This is a genomic window from Streptomyces sp. NPDC031670 (assembly GCF_055580545.1).
The window spans coordinates 65,972-80,566 of sequence record NZ_JBVILC010000010.1 but is presented as its reverse complement, the minus strand read 5'-3'; the positions used below and the strand labels follow the sequence as shown (position 1 = coordinate 80,566).

Below are 14,595 nucleotides of genomic sequence, written 5' to 3'. Positions count from 1 at the left end.
AGCCGAGCTCTCCGGCTACGGCCGACTGCCCAGGGGACGCGGGGAAGAACCCCGGGCTCAGCAGCACCCCGCCGCCGGCAGCGTCCGCATGTTGCGCGCCTCGCGGCTGCGGGCGGCCAGCAGCTCGTCGGCGGGGTAGCCGACCTCCTCCAGGGTCAGCCCGTGCGGCTTGACCACGTGCACGGACGAGTCCCGTACCGCCGCGGCCAGCACCTTCCCCGGCCACTCCACACCCCGGTGTCCGTCCCCCACGTACAGCAGCGCGCCCACCAGCGAGCGCACCATGTTGTGGCAGAAGGCGTCGGCGCGGACGGTCGCGGTGACGATCCCGTCCTCGCCCCGCACCCAGGAGAGCTCCTGGAGGGTGCGGATGGTGGTGGCGCCCTCGCGCTTCTTGCAGTACGCGGCGAAGTCGTGCTCGCCGAGCAGCGCGGCCGAGGCGGCGTTCATCGCCTCCACGTCCAGCTCCCAGTCGTGCCACAGCACATGGCCGCGCAGCAGCGGGTCGACCCCGCCGGGGTTGTCGGTCACCCGGTAGGCGTACCGCCGCCAGATCGCGGAGAAGCGCGCGTTGAAGCCGCTGGGGGCCTCGGCCACCCGCCAGATCCGCACGTCGTGCGCCAGCCGCCCCGCGAGCCGCCGCAGCAGCTTCTCGCGGTGCTCGGCCCAGACCTCCTCCGGCAGGTCGACGTGGGCCACCTGCCCGCGCGCGTGGACGCCCGCGTCGGTACGCCCGGCGACGGTCAGGTCGTACGTCCGGGACGAGCGCGTCACCGTCCGCAGCGCGTTCTCGATCTCGCCCTGGACGGTCCGCCGGCCGCTGGGCTGCTTGGCCCAGCCGGAGAAGTCCTTGCCGTCGTAGCTCAAGTCCAGCCGCACCCGGACCAGGCCGGGCTCCACCTCATCACTCACGAACAGAATCCTCTCAGAGCGGCCAGAAAACGGAACGGGCCCGTCCCCCAGGGGGAACGGACCCGTCCGTCGGTCTGCGGAACGCTTACGCGTCCTTCGACTCCTCCGCCGGAGCGGCGTCCTCGGCCTCGGTCGCCTCGGCGCCCTTGGCCTCGTCGGCCTCCTTGACGGCACGCTTGGTGGCGGCCTCGGCCTCGGCGACGGTCGCCTTCTTGGCGATCTCGCCCTCGACCAGCTCGATCACGGCCATCGGCGCGTTGTCACCACGGCGGTTGCCGATCTTGGTGATACGGGTGTAACCACCCGGACGCTCCGAGTAGCGCGGCGCGATCTCGGTGAAGAGGGTGTGGACGATGCCCTTGTCGGTGATCGTCTGCAGCACCAGGCGACGGTTGTGGATGTCGCCCTTCTTCGCCTTGGTGATCAGGCGCTCGGCGACCGGACGCAGGCGGCGGGCCTTGGCCTCGGTCGTGGTGATGCGGCCGTGCTCGAACAGCGACTTCGCCAGGTTGGCGAGGAGCAGCTTCTCGTGCGCGGCGGAACCGCCGAGGCGGGCACCCTTCGCGGGACGCGGCATGGTGTTTCTCCTTGGGGTCTGCCCCGGCCGTATCAGGTACCGAGGTCAGTATCCGAGCAGGCGGTCGCCAGTCGGAGATCCAGGCCCCCGAAGGGGCCTGGAAGGGGCGCGGGGCGGTGTCGATATGCGACTCCGTCGCGTGGGCGCGACCGGCCACAGCCGGTCCGCAGACGCAGTACGGCCTCCCCGCGGAGCGCTTAGTACTGCTCGGTCTCCACGAACCCGGCGTCCGCGTCGTCATCGGCGCCGAAGGCGTCCGCGGCGGCGGTCGGGTCGAATCCGGGCGGCGAGTCCTTCAGGGCGAGGCCCATACCGGCCAGCTTCGCCTTGACCTCGTCGATCGACTTCGCACCGAAGTTGCGGATGTCGAGCAGGTCGGCCTCGGAGCGCGCCACGAGCTCACCCACGGAGTGGATGCCCTCGCGCTTGAGGCAGTTGTACGACCGAACGGTGAGCTCCAGCTCCTCGATCGGCAGGGCGAGATCGGCGGCCAGGGCGGCGTCCGTCGGGGACGGGCCCATGTCGATGCCCTCGGCGTCGATGTTGAGCTCGCGCGCCAGACCGAACAGCTCGACCAGGGTCTTGCCGGCCGACGCCATGGCGTCACGCGGACGCATGGCCTGCTTGGTCTCGACGTCGACGATCAGCTTGTCGAAGTCGGTGCGCTGCTCGACACGGGTCGCCTCGACCTTGTACGTGACCTTGAGCACCGGGGAGTAGATGGAGTCGACCGGGATACGGCCGATCTCCTGGCCCAGCTGCTTGTTCTGCACGGCGGAGACGTAGCCGCGACCGCGCTCGACGGTCAGCTCCATCTCCAGCTTGCCCTTGCCGTTGAGCGTGGCGAGGACGAGGTCCGGGTTGTGCACCTCGACACCGGCCGGGGGCGCGATGTCGGCGGCGGTGACCAGGCCCGGGCCCTGCTTGCGCAGGTACATCACGACCGGCTCGTCGTGCTCCGAGGAGACGACCAGCTGCTTGATGTTGAGGATGAGGTCGGTCACGTCCTCCTTGACGCCCGGCACGGTGGTGAACTCGTGCAGAACGCCGTCGATCCGGATGCTGGTGACAGCGGCGCCCGGGATCGAGGAGAGGAGGGTGCGGCGGAGCGAGTTGCCGAGGGTGTAGCCGAAGCCCGGCTCCAGCGGCTCGATCACGAACCGCGAGCGGTACTCGTCGACGACCTCTTCGGTCAGCGAAGGACGCTGAGCGATAAGCATGTGTGTTCCTTCAGTCGGGGGCGCCCACTATTTGACGCCCGACAGGTACTACAAGGGTACGGGCGACAGCACCCCACGAGGGGGTTCTGCCGCCCGAGAACCTCAGTCCAGCAACCGTGCGTCAGACGCGGCGGCGCTTGGGCGGACGGCAGCCGTTGTGCGGCGTCGGGGTGACGTCCTGGATCGAGCCGACCTCGAGGCCGGTGGCCTGGAGGGAGCGGATCGCGGTCTCACGGCCGGAGCCGGGACCCTTGACGAAGACGTCGACCTTGCGCATGCCGTGCTCCTGCGCGCGGCGGGCGGCCGACTCGGCGGCCATCTGCGCGGCGAACGGAGTCGACTTGCGGGAGCCCTTGAAGCCGACGTGGCCGGCGGACGCCCAGGAGATCACGTTGCCCGAGGGGTCCGTGATCGAGACGATCGTGTTGTTGAACGTGCTCTTGATGTGCGCGTGGCCGTGAGCGACGTTCTTCTTTTCCTTGCGGCGCACCTTCTTGGCAGCGCCCTGACGACCCTTGGGGGGCATCTATATCTCCTACGGGAGGTGGTCGGTCCTACAGCGAAGACCGCTGAGTAAGCGTCCGGCTGAGGACTACTTCTTGCCCGGCTTCTTCTTGCCGGCGATCGCGCGACGCGGGCCCTTGCGGGTACGGGCGTTCGTGCTGGTGCGCTGGCCGTGGACCGGAAGGCCACGACGGTGACGCAGACCCTGGTAGCAGCCGATCTCGACCTTGCGGCGGATGTCGGCCTGGATCTCGCGGCGGAGGTCACCCTCGGTGCGGAGGTTGGCGTCCACGTACTCGCGGATCTTGACCAGGTCCTCTTCGGCCAGGTCACGAACGCGGGTGTTCGGGTTCACACCGGTGGCCGCCAGGATTTCCTGGGACCGGGTGCGACCGACACCGAAGACGTAGGTGAGTGCGATCTCCACGCGCTTTTCGCGCGGGATGTCAACACCGGAAACGCGTGCCATTCAATGGCTCCTGTGTGTTCGGGGGTCTTCCGCAGAACCACTCCCGACCGCCGTACTAGGTACGGATCGGGTCCCCGGCCCCCGCCGGAGGTGTCGCCGACCCTGTCTGGGCTGGGCGGGCTCTGCGTATGTACGTTTACGTGCGTCGCGCGAAGAACTGCGTAAAGGCAGGTCGGTCGGCGTGCGTCAGCCCTGGCGCTGCTTGTGGCGCAGGTTGTCGCAGATGACCATGACCCGGCCGTGACGGCGGATCACCTTGCACTTGTCGCAGATCTTCTTGACGCTCGGCTTGACCTTCATGGGATTCAGGTTCTCCGGGTCGTGAGATCTACTTGTACCGGTAGACGATCCGGCCACGCGTCAGGTCGTACGGAGAGAGCTCCACCACGACCCGGTCATCGGGGAGGATACGGATGTAGTGCATCCGCATCTTGCCGCTGATGTGCGCGAGGACTTTGTGACCGTTCTGGAGCTCCACCTTGAACATGGCGTTCGGGAGGGACTCGATCACGGTGCCCTCGATTTCGATGGCACCTTGCTTCTTGGCCACGCTTCGCCTTTCGAATCGGCTACCTTGATCGACTCCCGCGATCGTGTGCGGACACACTGATACACGAGAGCCGACGCATCAGTCTACGTCAGGGCACCCGAAAAGACGAATCAGGGAAGTTTGCCCTCTAGCGTAGATCGTTAAGCGGACAACCCGGGGCGGGTCGGACCGCCGCTCAGCCCAGCGGGTCCGGCGCCGTGGTGACGCCGTACTCCGCCAGCTTCGCCCTGCCGCAGGCCCATCCTCGACGCCGCTCTCGCGGGCTCGGCGCCGGGGCGCCTCACGGGCTTCGAGCGGCTGCGCCGGCCTCCGACCGGCGTTCGACGCTCCGGTCCCGACAGGCGGCAGCGCCCCGCCGCTCAGCCCAGCGGGTCCGGCGCCGTGGTGACGCCGTACTCCGCCAGCTTCGCCCTGCCGCAGTCCGGGGCCGTCAGCACGATCGGGCCCGCCTCGGTCAGCGCCACCGAGTGCTCCCAGTGCGAGGACCAGGTGCCGTCCGTGGTGATGACCGTCCAGTCGTCCTCCAGGACCTCCGTGCGCGGGGTGCCGAGCGACACCATCGGCTCGATGGCCAGGCAGAAGCCGGGGACCAGCTTCGGGTTGTGGCGGCCGAGCAGGCGCCGCTTGTCCACGTAGTTCAGGAGGTGGGGGTCCATGTGCATCTCGGAGCCGATGCCGTGGCCGCCATACTCCTCGATGATCCCGTACTTGCCCTTCGGCGGACGCGGCTGGCGGCGGATGTAGCTCTCGATCGCCCGGGAGACGTCCACCAGGCGGTTGCCCTTCTTCACCGCCGCGATCCCGGCCCACATCGACTCCTCGGTGACCCGCGAGAGCTCGATCAGCTCCGGGGCGTGACCGGAGCCGACGAAGGCGGTGAAGGCCGCGTCGCCGTGCCAGCCGTCGACGATCGCGCCCGCGTCGATGGAGATGACGTCGCCGTCCTTCAGGACGGTCTTCTCGTCCGGGATGCCGTGGACGACGACCTCGTTGACCGAGGTGCAGATGGTGGCGGGGAAGCCGCCGTACCCCAGGAAGTTCGACTTGGCGCCGTGCTCGGCGATCACCTTGCGGGCGACCTCGTCCAGGTCCCTCGTCGTGGCGCCGGGCACCGCGGCCTCACGGGTCGCCGCGTGGATGGCGGCGACGACCAGCCCCGCCTCGCGCATCTTCGCGATCTGCTCGGGGGTCTTGATCTCCACCATGGCGGCTGACGCCTTTCTGAGTACGGATACGGGGATACGTCAACGATACGGCCCGCCGGACCCGCACACGGCGACGGCCGCGGCACCCCCTGAGGGGCACCGCGGCCGTGAACCGCGTACGGAGAAACGTCAGGCCGTCTTCTCGGCCTTCAGAGCGTGCATCGCGCGCTCCGTGACCTCGTCGACCTTGCCGAGCGCCGAGATCGTCACGACCAGGCCCTGGGCCCGGTAGTAGTCGATGATCGGCTCGGTCTCGTTGTGGTAGACCTCAAGACGCTTGCGGACGGTGGCCTCGGTGTCGTCACCACGCTGGTACAGCTCGCCGCCGCAGATGTCGCAGACACCCTCGGTCTTCGGCGCGTTGTAGGCGACGTGGAAGACGTGCGCGGAGTCGGTGCGGCAGATGCGCCGGCCGGCGATCCGCTTCACGACCTCGTCCTCGGGCACTTCGAGGTCCAGGACGGCGTCGAGCCGCACGCCGTCCGTCTTGAGCGCCTCGTCGAGGGCCTCGGCCTGCACCACGTTGCGCGGGAAGCCGTCGAGCAGGAAACCGCTCTGCGCGTCCGGCTGCGCCATACGGTCCTTGGCCATCCCGATGGTGACCTCGTCGGGCACCAGATTGCCCGCGTCCATGTACGCCTTGGCCTGCTTGCCCAGGTCCGTGCCCTGGCTGATGTTGGCACGGAAGAGGTCGCCCGTGGAGATGTGCGGGATCCCGAGGTTCTTGGCGAGGAACGCGGCCTGCGTTCCCTTGCCGGCACCGGGCGGCCCGACGAGGACGATTCGCATCAGCGGAGGAACCCTTCGTAATTGCGCTGCTGGAGCTGGCTCTCGATCTGCTTCACGGTCTCCAGACCCACACCCACGATGATGAGGATGCTTGTCCCGCCCAGCGGGAAGCTCTGGTTGGCCCCGAAGATCACCAACGCCATCGTCGGTACGAGCGCGATCAGTCCCAGATACAGCGACCCCGGCCAGGTGATCCGGTTGAGCACGTAGCTCAGGTACTCAGCAGTAGGTCGACCAGCCCGGATGCCCGGGATGAAGCCACCATACTTCTTCATGTTGTCGGCGACTTCCTCGGGGTTGAACGAAATCGCCACATAGAAGAAGGCGAAGAACACGATCAACAGGAAGTAGCTGATGATGTAGTAGGGGTGGTCGCCCTTGACGAAGTTGTCCTTGATCCAGGTGGCCCAGCCCGCGGTCGAGTTGGAGAACTGCACGACCAGTGCGGGAATGTAGAGCAGCGAGGACGCGAAGATGACGGGAATCACACCCGCCTGGTTGACCTTCAGCGGAATGTAGGTCGAGGTGCCGCCGTAGGAACGGCGGCCGATCATGCGCTTCGCGTACTGCACCGGAATACGGCGCTGGGCCTGCTCGACGAAGACCACCAGGGCGACCATGACCAGGCCGACCAGGATGACGGTGCCGAACTCGATCCAGCCCTGGGCCAGGTGCCCCTGCTTCTTGATGGCCCACAGCGACGTGGGAAAGCTGGAGGCGATCGAGATGAACATCAGGATCGACATGCCGTTGCCGATGCCGCGGTCGGTGATGAGCTCACCGAGCCACATGACGGCGGCGGTGCCGGCGGTCATGGTGATGACCATCGTGATGGTGGTGAAGATCGACCGGTTGGGCACGATCTCGCTGGCGACCTGGCAGCCGCTGAACAGCGCACCCGAGCGGGCCGTGGCCACCAGGCCGGTGCCCTGGAGGATCGCCAGGGCGACCGTCAGGTAACGCGTGTACTGCGTGATCTTGGCCGTGCCTGCCTGGCCCTCCTTCTTGAGGGCTTCCAGGCGCGGGATCACCACGGTCAGCAGCTGCAGGATGATGCTCGCCGTGATGTACGGCATGATGCCCAGCGCGAAGATCGTGATCTGCAGCAGCGCGCCGCCGCTGAACATGTTCACCAGGCCGAAGAGGCTGTTGCCCTGCTGGGCCTGGTCGACACAGATCTGGACGTTCTTGTAGCTCACACCGGGGATCGGGACGTGCGTCCCCATCCGGTAGAGCACGATGATGCCGAGCGTGAAGAGCAGCTTCTTGCGCAGGTCAGGCGTCTTGAACGCCTGGGCGAACGCGGTGAGCACGGTGCCTCCTGCGACCCCCGCGCCAGGTGCGCAAGAGGTGACGGTCTTGAGGATCGACGAATACGAATGAGTCAGAGGAACCGGACGGCATACCGCACGGAAACTTAGACAGTGCACGCCACCTTACCGGCGACCCTGCCCCCCTAGGAACGACCAACCGGGGATGCCCCATATGAGAGGGCATCCCCGGTCGGATGTTCAGGCCAACGAGCTGTCTCAGACGAGCTCGGTGACGGTGCCGCCGGCGGCGGCAATCTTCTCCTTGGCGGAGCCGGAGACGGCGTCGACCGTCACCTGCAGCGCCACGGAGATCTCGCCCTGGCCCAGGACCTTGACGAGGCTGTTCTTGCGCACGGCACCCTTGGCGACCAGGTCGGCAACGGTGACTTCGCCACCCTCGGGGTAGAGGGCGCCGAGCTTGTCCAGGTTCACGACCTGGTACTCGGTGCGGAACGGGTTCTTGAAGCCCTTCAGCTTCGGAAGACGCATGTGGAGGGGCATCTGGCCACCCTCGAAGCGCTCCGGAACCTGGTAACGGGCCTTCGTACCCTTGGTACCACGGCCGGCCGTCTTACCCTTCGACGCCTCACCACGACCCACACGGGTCTTGGCGGTCTTGGCGCCCGGGGCGGGACGGAGGTCGTGGGCCTTCAGCGGCTTGTTCTCCGCCATGTCAGTCGACCTCCTCAACCGTCACGAGGTGGCGGACGGTGTGCACCATGCCGCGGAACTCGGGACGGTCCTCCTTGACAACCACGTCGTTCAGGCGCTTGAGCCCGAGCGAACGCAGGGTGTCGCGGTGGTTCTGCTTGCTGCCGATGTACGACTTCGTCTGCGTGATCTTGAGACGGGCCATTACGCACCCGCCCCGGCACGCGCACGAAGCAGAGCCGCGGGGGCGACGTCCTCGAGGGGCAGACCGCGGCGGGCCGCGATCTCCTCGGGACGCTGCAGGCCCTTGAGGGCCGCCACGGTCGCGTGCACGATGTTGATCGCGTTGGAGGAGCCGAGCGACTTCGACAGGATGTCGTGAACGCCGGCGCACTCCAGGACGGCGCGCACCGGGCCACCGGCGATAACACCGGTACCGGGGGACGCCGGCTTCAGCAGCACGACGCCCGCGGCACGCTCACCCGTGATGGGGTGCGGGATGGTGCCCTGGATGCGGGGAACCTTGAAGAAGTTCTTCTTGGCTTCCTCGACACCCTTGGCGATGGCCGCGGGAACTTCCTTGGCCTTGCCGTAACCGACACCTACGGTGCCGTCACCGTCGCCCACCACGACCAGCGCGGTGAAGCTGAAGCGGCGACCACCCTTGACAACCTTGGCAACGCGGTTGATCGCGACAACGCGCTCAACGTAGGCGGTCTTCTCGGCGGCAGCGCCACCGTCGCGACCCTTCCGGTCCCGCCGCTCGCCGCCACCGGCACCGCTTCCGCGGCGCTGGGGTCCAGCCATTGGATTTACCTCTCTCTGTTACGTCCGTTAGTCCCGGAACCGGGGCTTAGAACTTCAGCCCGGCTTCGCGGGCGGCGTCAGCCAGAGCGGCAATGCGCCCGGCGTACCTGTTGCCACCACGGTCGAACACGACGGCTTCGACACCGGCGGCCTTGGCGCGCTCGGCGACCAGGGCCCCGACCGACTTGGCCTGCGCGGACTTGTCGCCCTCGCCACCACGGATCGACGCGTCCAGGTTCGACGCCGACGCCAGGGTGTGACCCTTGATGTCGTCGATGACCTGAGCGGTGATGCCGCGGTTGGAACGCGTCACGACGAGGCGCGGACGCTCCGCCGTACCCGACACGTGCTTGCGGATGCGGACGTGGCGGCGCGCCTTGGCCGCACGCTTGTAAGCGTCGCCCTTGGCGATCTTCACACCGTATGCCATGGCTTACTTACCAGCCTTTCCGACCTTGCGGCGGATGACCTCGCCGGCGTACTTGACGCCCTTGGCCTTGTACGGGTCGGGCTTCCGCAGCTTGCGGATGTTCGCCGCGACCTCGCCGACCTTCTGCTTGTCGATGCCCTCGACCGAGAACTTCGTGGGCGTCTCGACCTTGAAGGTGATGCCTTCGGGGGCCTCGATGGTGATCGGGTGGCTGTATCCGAGCGCGAACTCCAGGTTGGAGCCCTTCGCCTGGACGCGGTAACCGACACCGCTGATCTCGAGCGCCTTGACGTATCCCTGGGTCACGCCGGTGATCATGTTCGCCACCAGCGTGCGGGACAGGCCGTGCAGGGCCTTGTTCTGACGCTCGTCGTTGGGACGGGTGACGTTGAGAACGCCGTCCTCGCCCTTAACAATCTCGATCGGCGCGGCAACGGTGTGCGTGAGGGTGCCCTTGGGGCCCTTCACGTTGACCGTACGGCCGTCGATGGTGACGTCCACACCAGCGGGAACCGGAATGGGGAGCTTGCCGATACGCGACATGAGCTTTCCTTCCTTTCCCGACTACCAGACGTAGGCGAGGACTTCCCCACCCACGCCCTTCTTGCCTGCCTGCTGACCGGTCAGGAGACCGTGGGACGTGGAGATGATCGCCACGCCCAGGCCACCGAGGACCTTCGGCAGGTTGGTGGACTTCGCGTACACACGCAGACCCGGCTTCGAGATCCGCTTGATGCCGGCGATGGAACGCTCGCGGTTCGGGCCGAACTTCAGCTCGAGGACGAGGTTCTTGCCGACCTCGGCGTCCTCGACCTTCCAGCCGGTGATGAAGCCCTCCTGCTGGAGGATCTCCGCGATGTGCGACTTGATCTTGCTGTGCGGCATCACGACGGTGTCGTGGTACGCCGAGTTAGCGTTACGCAGACGAGTGAGCATGTCTGCGATGGGGTCAGTCATGGTCATGAATTGGCCTTCGGCCTCTCTCGCCGGGGTTTCCTGTATGCGCCATCCCTCTCCCCACTCATGGGCGGGACGGGTGCGGTGCGGGGACCTACGGCGTAGTAAGTCGTCTGGGCGGCGGACGCCCAACCCTCCTAGCCTAAGCCATGGAGGGAGGGGCCTCCGCCCACCCTTTACTTACCGAGAGACTCCGGAAAAACCCGAATTACGGGGTTTACCAGGAGCTCTTGGTCACGCCCGGCAGCTCGCCACGGTGAGCCATCTCACGAAGGCAGACGCGGCACAGGCCGAACTTGCGGTACACGGAGTGCGGCCGGCCACAACGCTGGCAGCGGGTGTACGCGCGCACAGCGAACTTGGGCTTACGGGCAGCCTTCGCGATGAGAGCCTTCTTCGCCATCTCGCTTACGCCTCCTTGAACGGGAAGCCGAGGTGACGGAGGAGCGCGCGGCCCTCTTCGTCGTTGGTCGCCGTGGTGACCACGGTGATGTCCATACCCCGGGTACGGTCGATCTTGTCCTGGTCGATCTCGTGGAACATGACCTGCTCCGTGAGACCGAAGGTGTAGTTGCCACGGCCGTCGAACTGCTTCGGCGACAGACCACGGAAGTCACGGATACGCGGCAGCGCGAGCGACAGCGTACGGTCCAGGAACTCCCACATGCGGTCACCACGGAGGGTGACGTGGCAGCCGATCGGCTGACCCTCGCGCAGCTTGAACTGCGCGATGGACTTCCGGGCCTTCGTCACGGCCGGCTTCTGGCCGGTGATCGTGGTCAGGTCGCGGATGGCGCCGTCGATCAGCTTGGAGTCGCGGGCGGCGTCGCCCACACCCATGTTGACGACGACCTTGACGAGGCCGGGGATCTGCATGACGTTCTCGTACGAGAACTCCTCACGCAGCTTGCCCGCGATCTCCTCGCGGTACTTCGTCTTGAGACGCGGAGTGGTGGTGGTAGCCATCAGATGTCCTCACCCGTCCGCTTGGCAACGCGAACCTTGTTGCCCTCGTCGTCGAAGCGGTAACCGACACGCGTGACGACCTTGTTGCCGTCCTTCTCCACGACGAGCTGAACGTTGCTCACGTGGATCGGGGCCTCGGTGGTCACGATGCCGCCGGTCTGCGAACCGCGAGCAGTCTGGCCGGCCTTCGTGTGCTTCTTGACCCGGTTGACACCCTCGACCAGGACGCGGTCCTCGCGGGGGAAGGCCGCGATGACCTTGCCCTGCTTGCCCTTGTCCTTACCGGTGATGACCTGAACCAGGTCGCCCTTCTTGATCTTCATGCTTACAGCACCTCCGGCGCGAGCGAGATGATCTTCATGAACTTCTTCTCGCGCAGCTCCCGGCCCACCGGGCCGAAGATGCGGGTGCCGCGGGGGTCGCCATCGTTCTTGAGGATGACGGCCGCGTTCTCGTCGAAGCGGATGTACGAGCCGTCCTGACGACGACGCTCCTTGACGGTGCGCACGACGACAGCCTTGACGACGTCGCCCTTCTTCACGTTGCCACCGGGGATCGCGTCCTTGACGGTGGCGACAATGACGTCACCGATGCCCGCGTAGCGGCGACCGGAGCCACCGAGAACACGGATGCAAAGGATCTCCTTGGCACCAGTGTTGTCGGCGACACGCAGTCGCGACTCCTGCTGGATCACGTCTATCTCCTGATCGTCTGCCGGTTCCCGGCCGGGGCCTGATCTCTCAAGCCCCGACCGAGCCTGGCGGAACTGATCCTGAGCGAAAGCTCAGGAAATTACTTGGCCTTCTCGAGGATCTCGACGATGCGCCAGCGCTTGGTCGCCGACAGCGGACGCGTCTCCATGATGAGGACGCGGTCGCCGACGCCGGCAGCGTTCTGCTCGTCGTGCGCCTTGAGCTTGTTCGTACGGCGGATGACCTTGCCGTACAGCGCGTGCTTCACGCGGTCCTCGACAGCGACGACGACGGTCTTGTCCATCTTGTCGCTGACGACCAGACCCTCACGGGTCTTGCGGAAACCGCGCGCTTCAGTCGTCTCAGTCACATTCTTCTCGCTCATCAGGCGCTCTCCACCGTCTCGATGCCCAGCTCGCGCTCGCGCATCAGGGTGTAGATCCGGGCGATGTCCTTACGGACGGACTTGAGCCGGCCGTGGTTCTCGAGCTGGCCGGTCGCCGCCTGGAAGCGGAGGTTGAACAGCTCTTCCTTGGCCTCGCTGAGCTTGGCAACAAGCTCCTCGTTGCCCAGTTCGCGCAGCTCGGACGCCTTGGTACCGGCCGACATCACGACTCACCTGCCTCGCGCCGAACGATCCGGCACTTCATCGGAAGCTTGTGAGCAGCGCGGGTGAGCGCCTCACGAGCAATCTTCTCGTTCGGGTAGGACAGCTCGAACATCACCCGGCCCGGGTGAACGTTCGCGACCCACCACTCGGGGGAACCCTTACCGGAACCCATGCGGGTCTCGGCGGGCTTCTTCGTGAGCGGGCGGTCCGGGTAGATGTTGATCCAGACCTTGCCGCCACGCTTGATGTGGCGGGTCATCGCGATACGAGCCGCCTCGATCTGGCGGTTGGTCACGTAAGCCGGCGTGAGGGCCTGAATGCCGTACTCGCCGAACGCAACCGTCGTACCACCCTTGGCCATACCGCGGCGCTTGGGGTGGTGCTGCTTGCGGTGCTTGACCCTACGGGGGATCAGCATGTCGGTCAGGCCTCCGTTCCGGTGCTCTCAGCCGGAGCGGCGGCGGCGGGAGCCTCGGCCTTGGGGGCCTCGGCAGCCGGCGCAGCCTGCTGCGGCTTGCGGCCGCGACCGCCACGCTCGCCGCCACGACCACCGCGGCCACCGGCCGGACGGTCGTTGGCGCCACCACGGGCCGGGCGGTTACCCGCACGGGCCGCTGCGTTCTCGGCGCGGACCTCGGCGATGTTCTTGACATCGCCCTTGTAGATCCAGACCTTCACGCCGATGCGGCCGAAGGTCGTCTTGGCCTCGAAGAAGCCGTAGTCCACGTTCGCGCGGAGCGTGTGCAGGGGCACACGGCCCTCGCGGTAGAACTCCGAGCGGGACATCTCGGCGCCGCCGAGACGGCCACCGCACTGGATCTTGATGCCCTTGGCGCCGGCCTTCATCGTGCCCTGCATGCTCTTGCGCATGGCACGACGGAAGGAGACGCGGGAGGAGAGCTGCTCGGCGACGGCCTGCGCGACCAGCTGAGCGTCCATCTCGGGGTTCTTGACCTCGAGGATGTTCAGCTGGACCTGCTTGCCCGTGAGCTTCTCGAGGTCGCCGCGGATGCGGTCGGCCTCGGCGCCACGGCGGCCGATGACGATGCCCGGACGAGCGGTGTGGATGTCCACACGCACGCGGTCACGGGTGCGCTCGATCTCCACCTTCGAGATGCCGGCGCGCTCCATGCCGGACGTCATCATCCGACGGATGGCGACGTCTTCCTTGACGTAGTCCTTGTACAGCTTGTCGGCGTACCACCGGGACTTGAAGTCCGTGGTAATGCCGAGCCGGAACCCGTGCGGGTTTACCTTCTGGCCCATTACCGGGTTCCTTCCTTGCTGCTGACGACCACGGTGATGTGGCTGGTCCGCTTACGGATCCGGTAGGCACGGCCCTGAGCACGCGGACGGAACCGCTTCAGGGTCGGGCCCTCGTCCACGTACGCCTCGCTGATGACCAGCGAAGAGGCGTCGGTGTGGTCGTAGTTGTGTGCAGCGTTGGCAATGGCGCTGTCCAGCACCTTGCCAACCGGCACGCTCGCGGCCTGCGGGGCGAAACGCAGGACCGCCTGAGCCTCCGTGGCATCCATGCCACGGATGAGGTCCACCACGCGGCGGGCCTTCATGGGCGTGACGCGGATGTACCGCGCCTGGGCCCTGGCTTCCATGGTTGTCCCTTCGGTGTAAGTCATAGTCGTTCCACCCCGCGTTAGCGGCGCTTCGACTTCCGGTCGTCCTTGACGTGGCCGCGGAAGGTGCGAGTCGGCGAGAACTCACCGAGCTTGTGGCCGACCATCGACTCGGTGACGAACACCGGGACGTGGGTCTTGCCGTTGTGCACCGCGATCGTGTGGCCCAGCATGCTGGGGATGATCATCGAGCGACGGGACCAGGTCTTGATGACGTTCTTGGTGCCTGCCTCGTTCTGTACGTCCACCTTCTTGATGAGGTGTCCGTCGACGAAGGGCCCCTTCTTGAGACTGCGCGGCATCTAAACC

26 protein-coding genes are annotated in these 14,595 nt (G+C 66.6%); all 26 read right to left on the bottom strand.

Annotated features, from left to right (window positions below):
• Nucleotides 1-57: 57 nt before the first annotated feature.
• Nucleotides 58-912, bottom strand: coding sequence for a tRNA pseudouridine(38-40) synthase TruA (truA, locus tag ACZ5ID_RS20240; RefSeq protein WP_468899596.1), 855 nt, complete (start codon nt 910-912; stop codon nt 58-60).
• 85 nt (nt 913-997) lie between these two features.
• Nucleotides 998-1,489 carry a 50S ribosomal protein L17 gene (rplQ, locus tag ACZ5ID_RS20235; RefSeq protein ID WP_406551844.1) on the bottom strand — a complete coding sequence of 164 codons (492 nt, stop codon included), beginning with the start codon at nt 1,487-1,489 and terminating at the stop codon, nt 998-1,000.
• 197 nt (nt 1,490-1,686) lie between these two features.
• Nucleotides 1,687-2,709: a DNA-directed RNA polymerase subunit alpha gene (locus tag ACZ5ID_RS20230; RefSeq protein WP_010473911.1), complete on the bottom strand. Its 1,023-nt coding sequence runs from the start codon at nt 2,707-2,709 to the stop codon at nt 1,687-1,689.
• A gap of 121 nt (nt 2,710-2,830) precedes the next feature.
• Entirely contained in the window at nt 2,831-3,235 is a 405-nt protein-coding gene (gene rpsK, locus ACZ5ID_RS20225; RefSeq protein ID WP_003956432.1) for a 30S ribosomal protein S11, read from the bottom strand.
• A gap of 66 nt (nt 3,236-3,301) precedes the next feature.
• On the bottom strand, nt 3,302-3,682 hold the full coding sequence (rpsM, locus tag ACZ5ID_RS20220) for a 30S ribosomal protein S13 (RefSeq protein ID WP_406551845.1): 381 nt from the start codon (nt 3,680-3,682) through the stop codon (nt 3,302-3,304).
• A 186-nt stretch (nt 3,683-3,868) separates the two neighbouring features.
• Nucleotides 3,869-3,982 carry a 50S ribosomal protein L36 gene (gene rpmJ / locus ACZ5ID_RS20215; protein ID WP_003956441.1) on the bottom strand — a complete coding sequence of 38 codons (114 nt, stop codon included), beginning with the start codon at nt 3,980-3,982 and terminating at the stop codon, nt 3,869-3,871.
• A 28-nt stretch (nt 3,983-4,010) separates the two neighbouring features.
• Nucleotides 4,011-4,232, bottom strand: coding sequence for a translation initiation factor IF-1 (gene infA, locus ACZ5ID_RS20210; RefSeq protein WP_003956442.1), 222 nt, complete (start codon nt 4,230-4,232; stop codon nt 4,011-4,013).
• A gap of 359 nt (nt 4,233-4,591) precedes the next feature.
• The gene (gene map / locus ACZ5ID_RS20205) at nt 4,592-5,437 is read right to left on the bottom strand and encodes a type I methionyl aminopeptidase (protein WP_468899591.1); all 846 of its coding nucleotides are present in this window, start codon (nt 5,435-5,437) and stop codon (nt 4,592-4,594) included.
• Nucleotides 5,438-5,566: 129 nt separating this feature from the next.
• Complete coding sequence (locus ACZ5ID_RS20200; RefSeq protein ID WP_406551847.1) at nt 5,567-6,226, bottom strand: adenylate kinase; 660 nt, start codon at nt 6,224-6,226, stop codon at nt 5,567-5,569.
• Nucleotides 6,226-7,539: a preprotein translocase subunit SecY gene (secY, locus tag ACZ5ID_RS20195; RefSeq protein WP_358835986.1), complete on the bottom strand. Its 1,314-nt coding sequence runs from the start codon at nt 7,537-7,539 to the stop codon at nt 6,226-6,228. Before secY ends, ACZ5ID_RS20200 begins: the two co-directional genes overlap by 1 nt.
• A gap of 216 nt (nt 7,540-7,755) precedes the next feature.
• Nucleotides 7,756-8,211: a 50S ribosomal protein L15 gene (rplO, locus tag ACZ5ID_RS20190; protein ID WP_358835985.1), complete on the bottom strand. Its 456-nt coding sequence runs from the start codon at nt 8,209-8,211 to the stop codon at nt 7,756-7,758.
• A gap of 1 nt (nt 8,212) precedes the next feature.
• Nucleotides 8,213-8,395, bottom strand: a complete 183-nt coding sequence (gene rpmD, locus ACZ5ID_RS20185; RefSeq protein ID WP_005313525.1) for a 50S ribosomal protein L30 — start codon at nt 8,393-8,395, stop codon at nt 8,213-8,215.
• Nucleotides 8,395-8,997, bottom strand: coding sequence for a 30S ribosomal protein S5 (rpsE, locus tag ACZ5ID_RS20180; protein ID WP_030214033.1), 603 nt, complete (start codon nt 8,995-8,997; stop codon nt 8,395-8,397). The genes rpmD and rpsE overlap by 1 nt, the downstream gene beginning before the upstream one ends.
• Nucleotides 8,998-9,043: 46 nt before the next feature.
• On the bottom strand, nt 9,044-9,427 hold the full coding sequence (rplR, locus tag ACZ5ID_RS20175) for a 50S ribosomal protein L18 (protein WP_067163175.1): 384 nt from the start codon (nt 9,425-9,427) through the stop codon (nt 9,044-9,046).
• 3 nt (nt 9,428-9,430) lie between these two features.
• Nucleotides 9,431-9,970 (bottom strand): 50S ribosomal protein L6, encoded by a 540-nt coding sequence (rplF, locus tag ACZ5ID_RS20170; protein ID WP_468899586.1) that lies wholly within the window; start codon nt 9,968-9,970, stop codon nt 9,431-9,433.
• A 21-nt stretch (nt 9,971-9,991) separates the two neighbouring features.
• A complete protein-coding gene (gene rpsH, locus ACZ5ID_RS20165) occupies nt 9,992-10,390 on the bottom strand; it encodes a 30S ribosomal protein S8 (RefSeq protein ID WP_067163170.1) in 399 nt (132 codons plus the stop codon).
• Nucleotides 10,391-10,601: 211 nt separating this feature from the next.
• A complete protein-coding gene (locus tag ACZ5ID_RS20160; protein ID WP_004571834.1) occupies nt 10,602-10,787 on the bottom strand; it encodes a type Z 30S ribosomal protein S14 in 186 nt (61 codons plus the stop codon).
• A gap of 5 nt (nt 10,788-10,792) precedes the next feature.
• Complete coding sequence (gene rplE / locus ACZ5ID_RS20155) at nt 10,793-11,350, bottom strand: 50S ribosomal protein L5 (protein WP_101389604.1); 558 nt, start codon at nt 11,348-11,350, stop codon at nt 10,793-10,795.
• Complete coding sequence (rplX, locus tag ACZ5ID_RS20150) at nt 11,350-11,673, bottom strand: 50S ribosomal protein L24 (RefSeq protein ID WP_067163164.1); 324 nt, start codon at nt 11,671-11,673, stop codon at nt 11,350-11,352. The genes rplE and rplX overlap by 1 nt, the downstream gene beginning before the upstream one ends.
• A 2-nt stretch (nt 11,674-11,675) precedes the next feature.
• Nucleotides 11,676-12,044: a 50S ribosomal protein L14 gene (gene rplN / locus ACZ5ID_RS20145; RefSeq protein WP_053727611.1), complete on the bottom strand. Its 369-nt coding sequence runs from the start codon at nt 12,042-12,044 to the stop codon at nt 11,676-11,678.
• Nucleotides 12,045-12,142: 98 nt separating this feature from the next.
• Entirely contained in the window at nt 12,143-12,427 is a 285-nt protein-coding gene (gene rpsQ / locus ACZ5ID_RS20140) for a 30S ribosomal protein S17 (RefSeq protein ID WP_358835981.1), read from the bottom strand.
• On the bottom strand, nt 12,427-12,651 hold the full coding sequence (rpmC, locus tag ACZ5ID_RS20135) for a 50S ribosomal protein L29 (protein WP_067163159.1): 225 nt from the start codon (nt 12,649-12,651) through the stop codon (nt 12,427-12,429). The genes rpsQ and rpmC overlap by 1 nt, the downstream gene beginning before the upstream one ends.
• Nucleotides 12,651-13,070 (bottom strand): 50S ribosomal protein L16, encoded by a 420-nt coding sequence (gene rplP, locus ACZ5ID_RS20130; RefSeq protein ID WP_358835980.1) that lies wholly within the window; start codon nt 13,068-13,070, stop codon nt 12,651-12,653. Before rplP ends, rpmC begins: the two co-directional genes overlap by 1 nt.
• Nucleotides 13,071-13,075: 5 nt before the next feature.
• Entirely contained in the window at nt 13,076-13,918 is an 843-nt protein-coding gene (gene rpsC, locus ACZ5ID_RS20125) for a 30S ribosomal protein S3 (protein ID WP_358835979.1), read from the bottom strand.
• Nucleotides 13,918-14,265, bottom strand: coding sequence for a 50S ribosomal protein L22 (gene rplV, locus ACZ5ID_RS20120; RefSeq protein WP_004571827.1), 348 nt, complete (start codon nt 14,263-14,265; stop codon nt 13,918-13,920). Before rplV ends, rpsC begins: the two co-directional genes overlap by 1 nt.
• 41 nt (nt 14,266-14,306) lie before the next feature.
• On the bottom strand, nt 14,307-14,588 hold the full coding sequence (rpsS, locus tag ACZ5ID_RS20115; RefSeq protein ID WP_067163154.1) for a 30S ribosomal protein S19: 282 nt from the start codon (nt 14,586-14,588) through the stop codon (nt 14,307-14,309).
• Nucleotides 14,589-14,595: the final 7 nt, after the last annotated feature.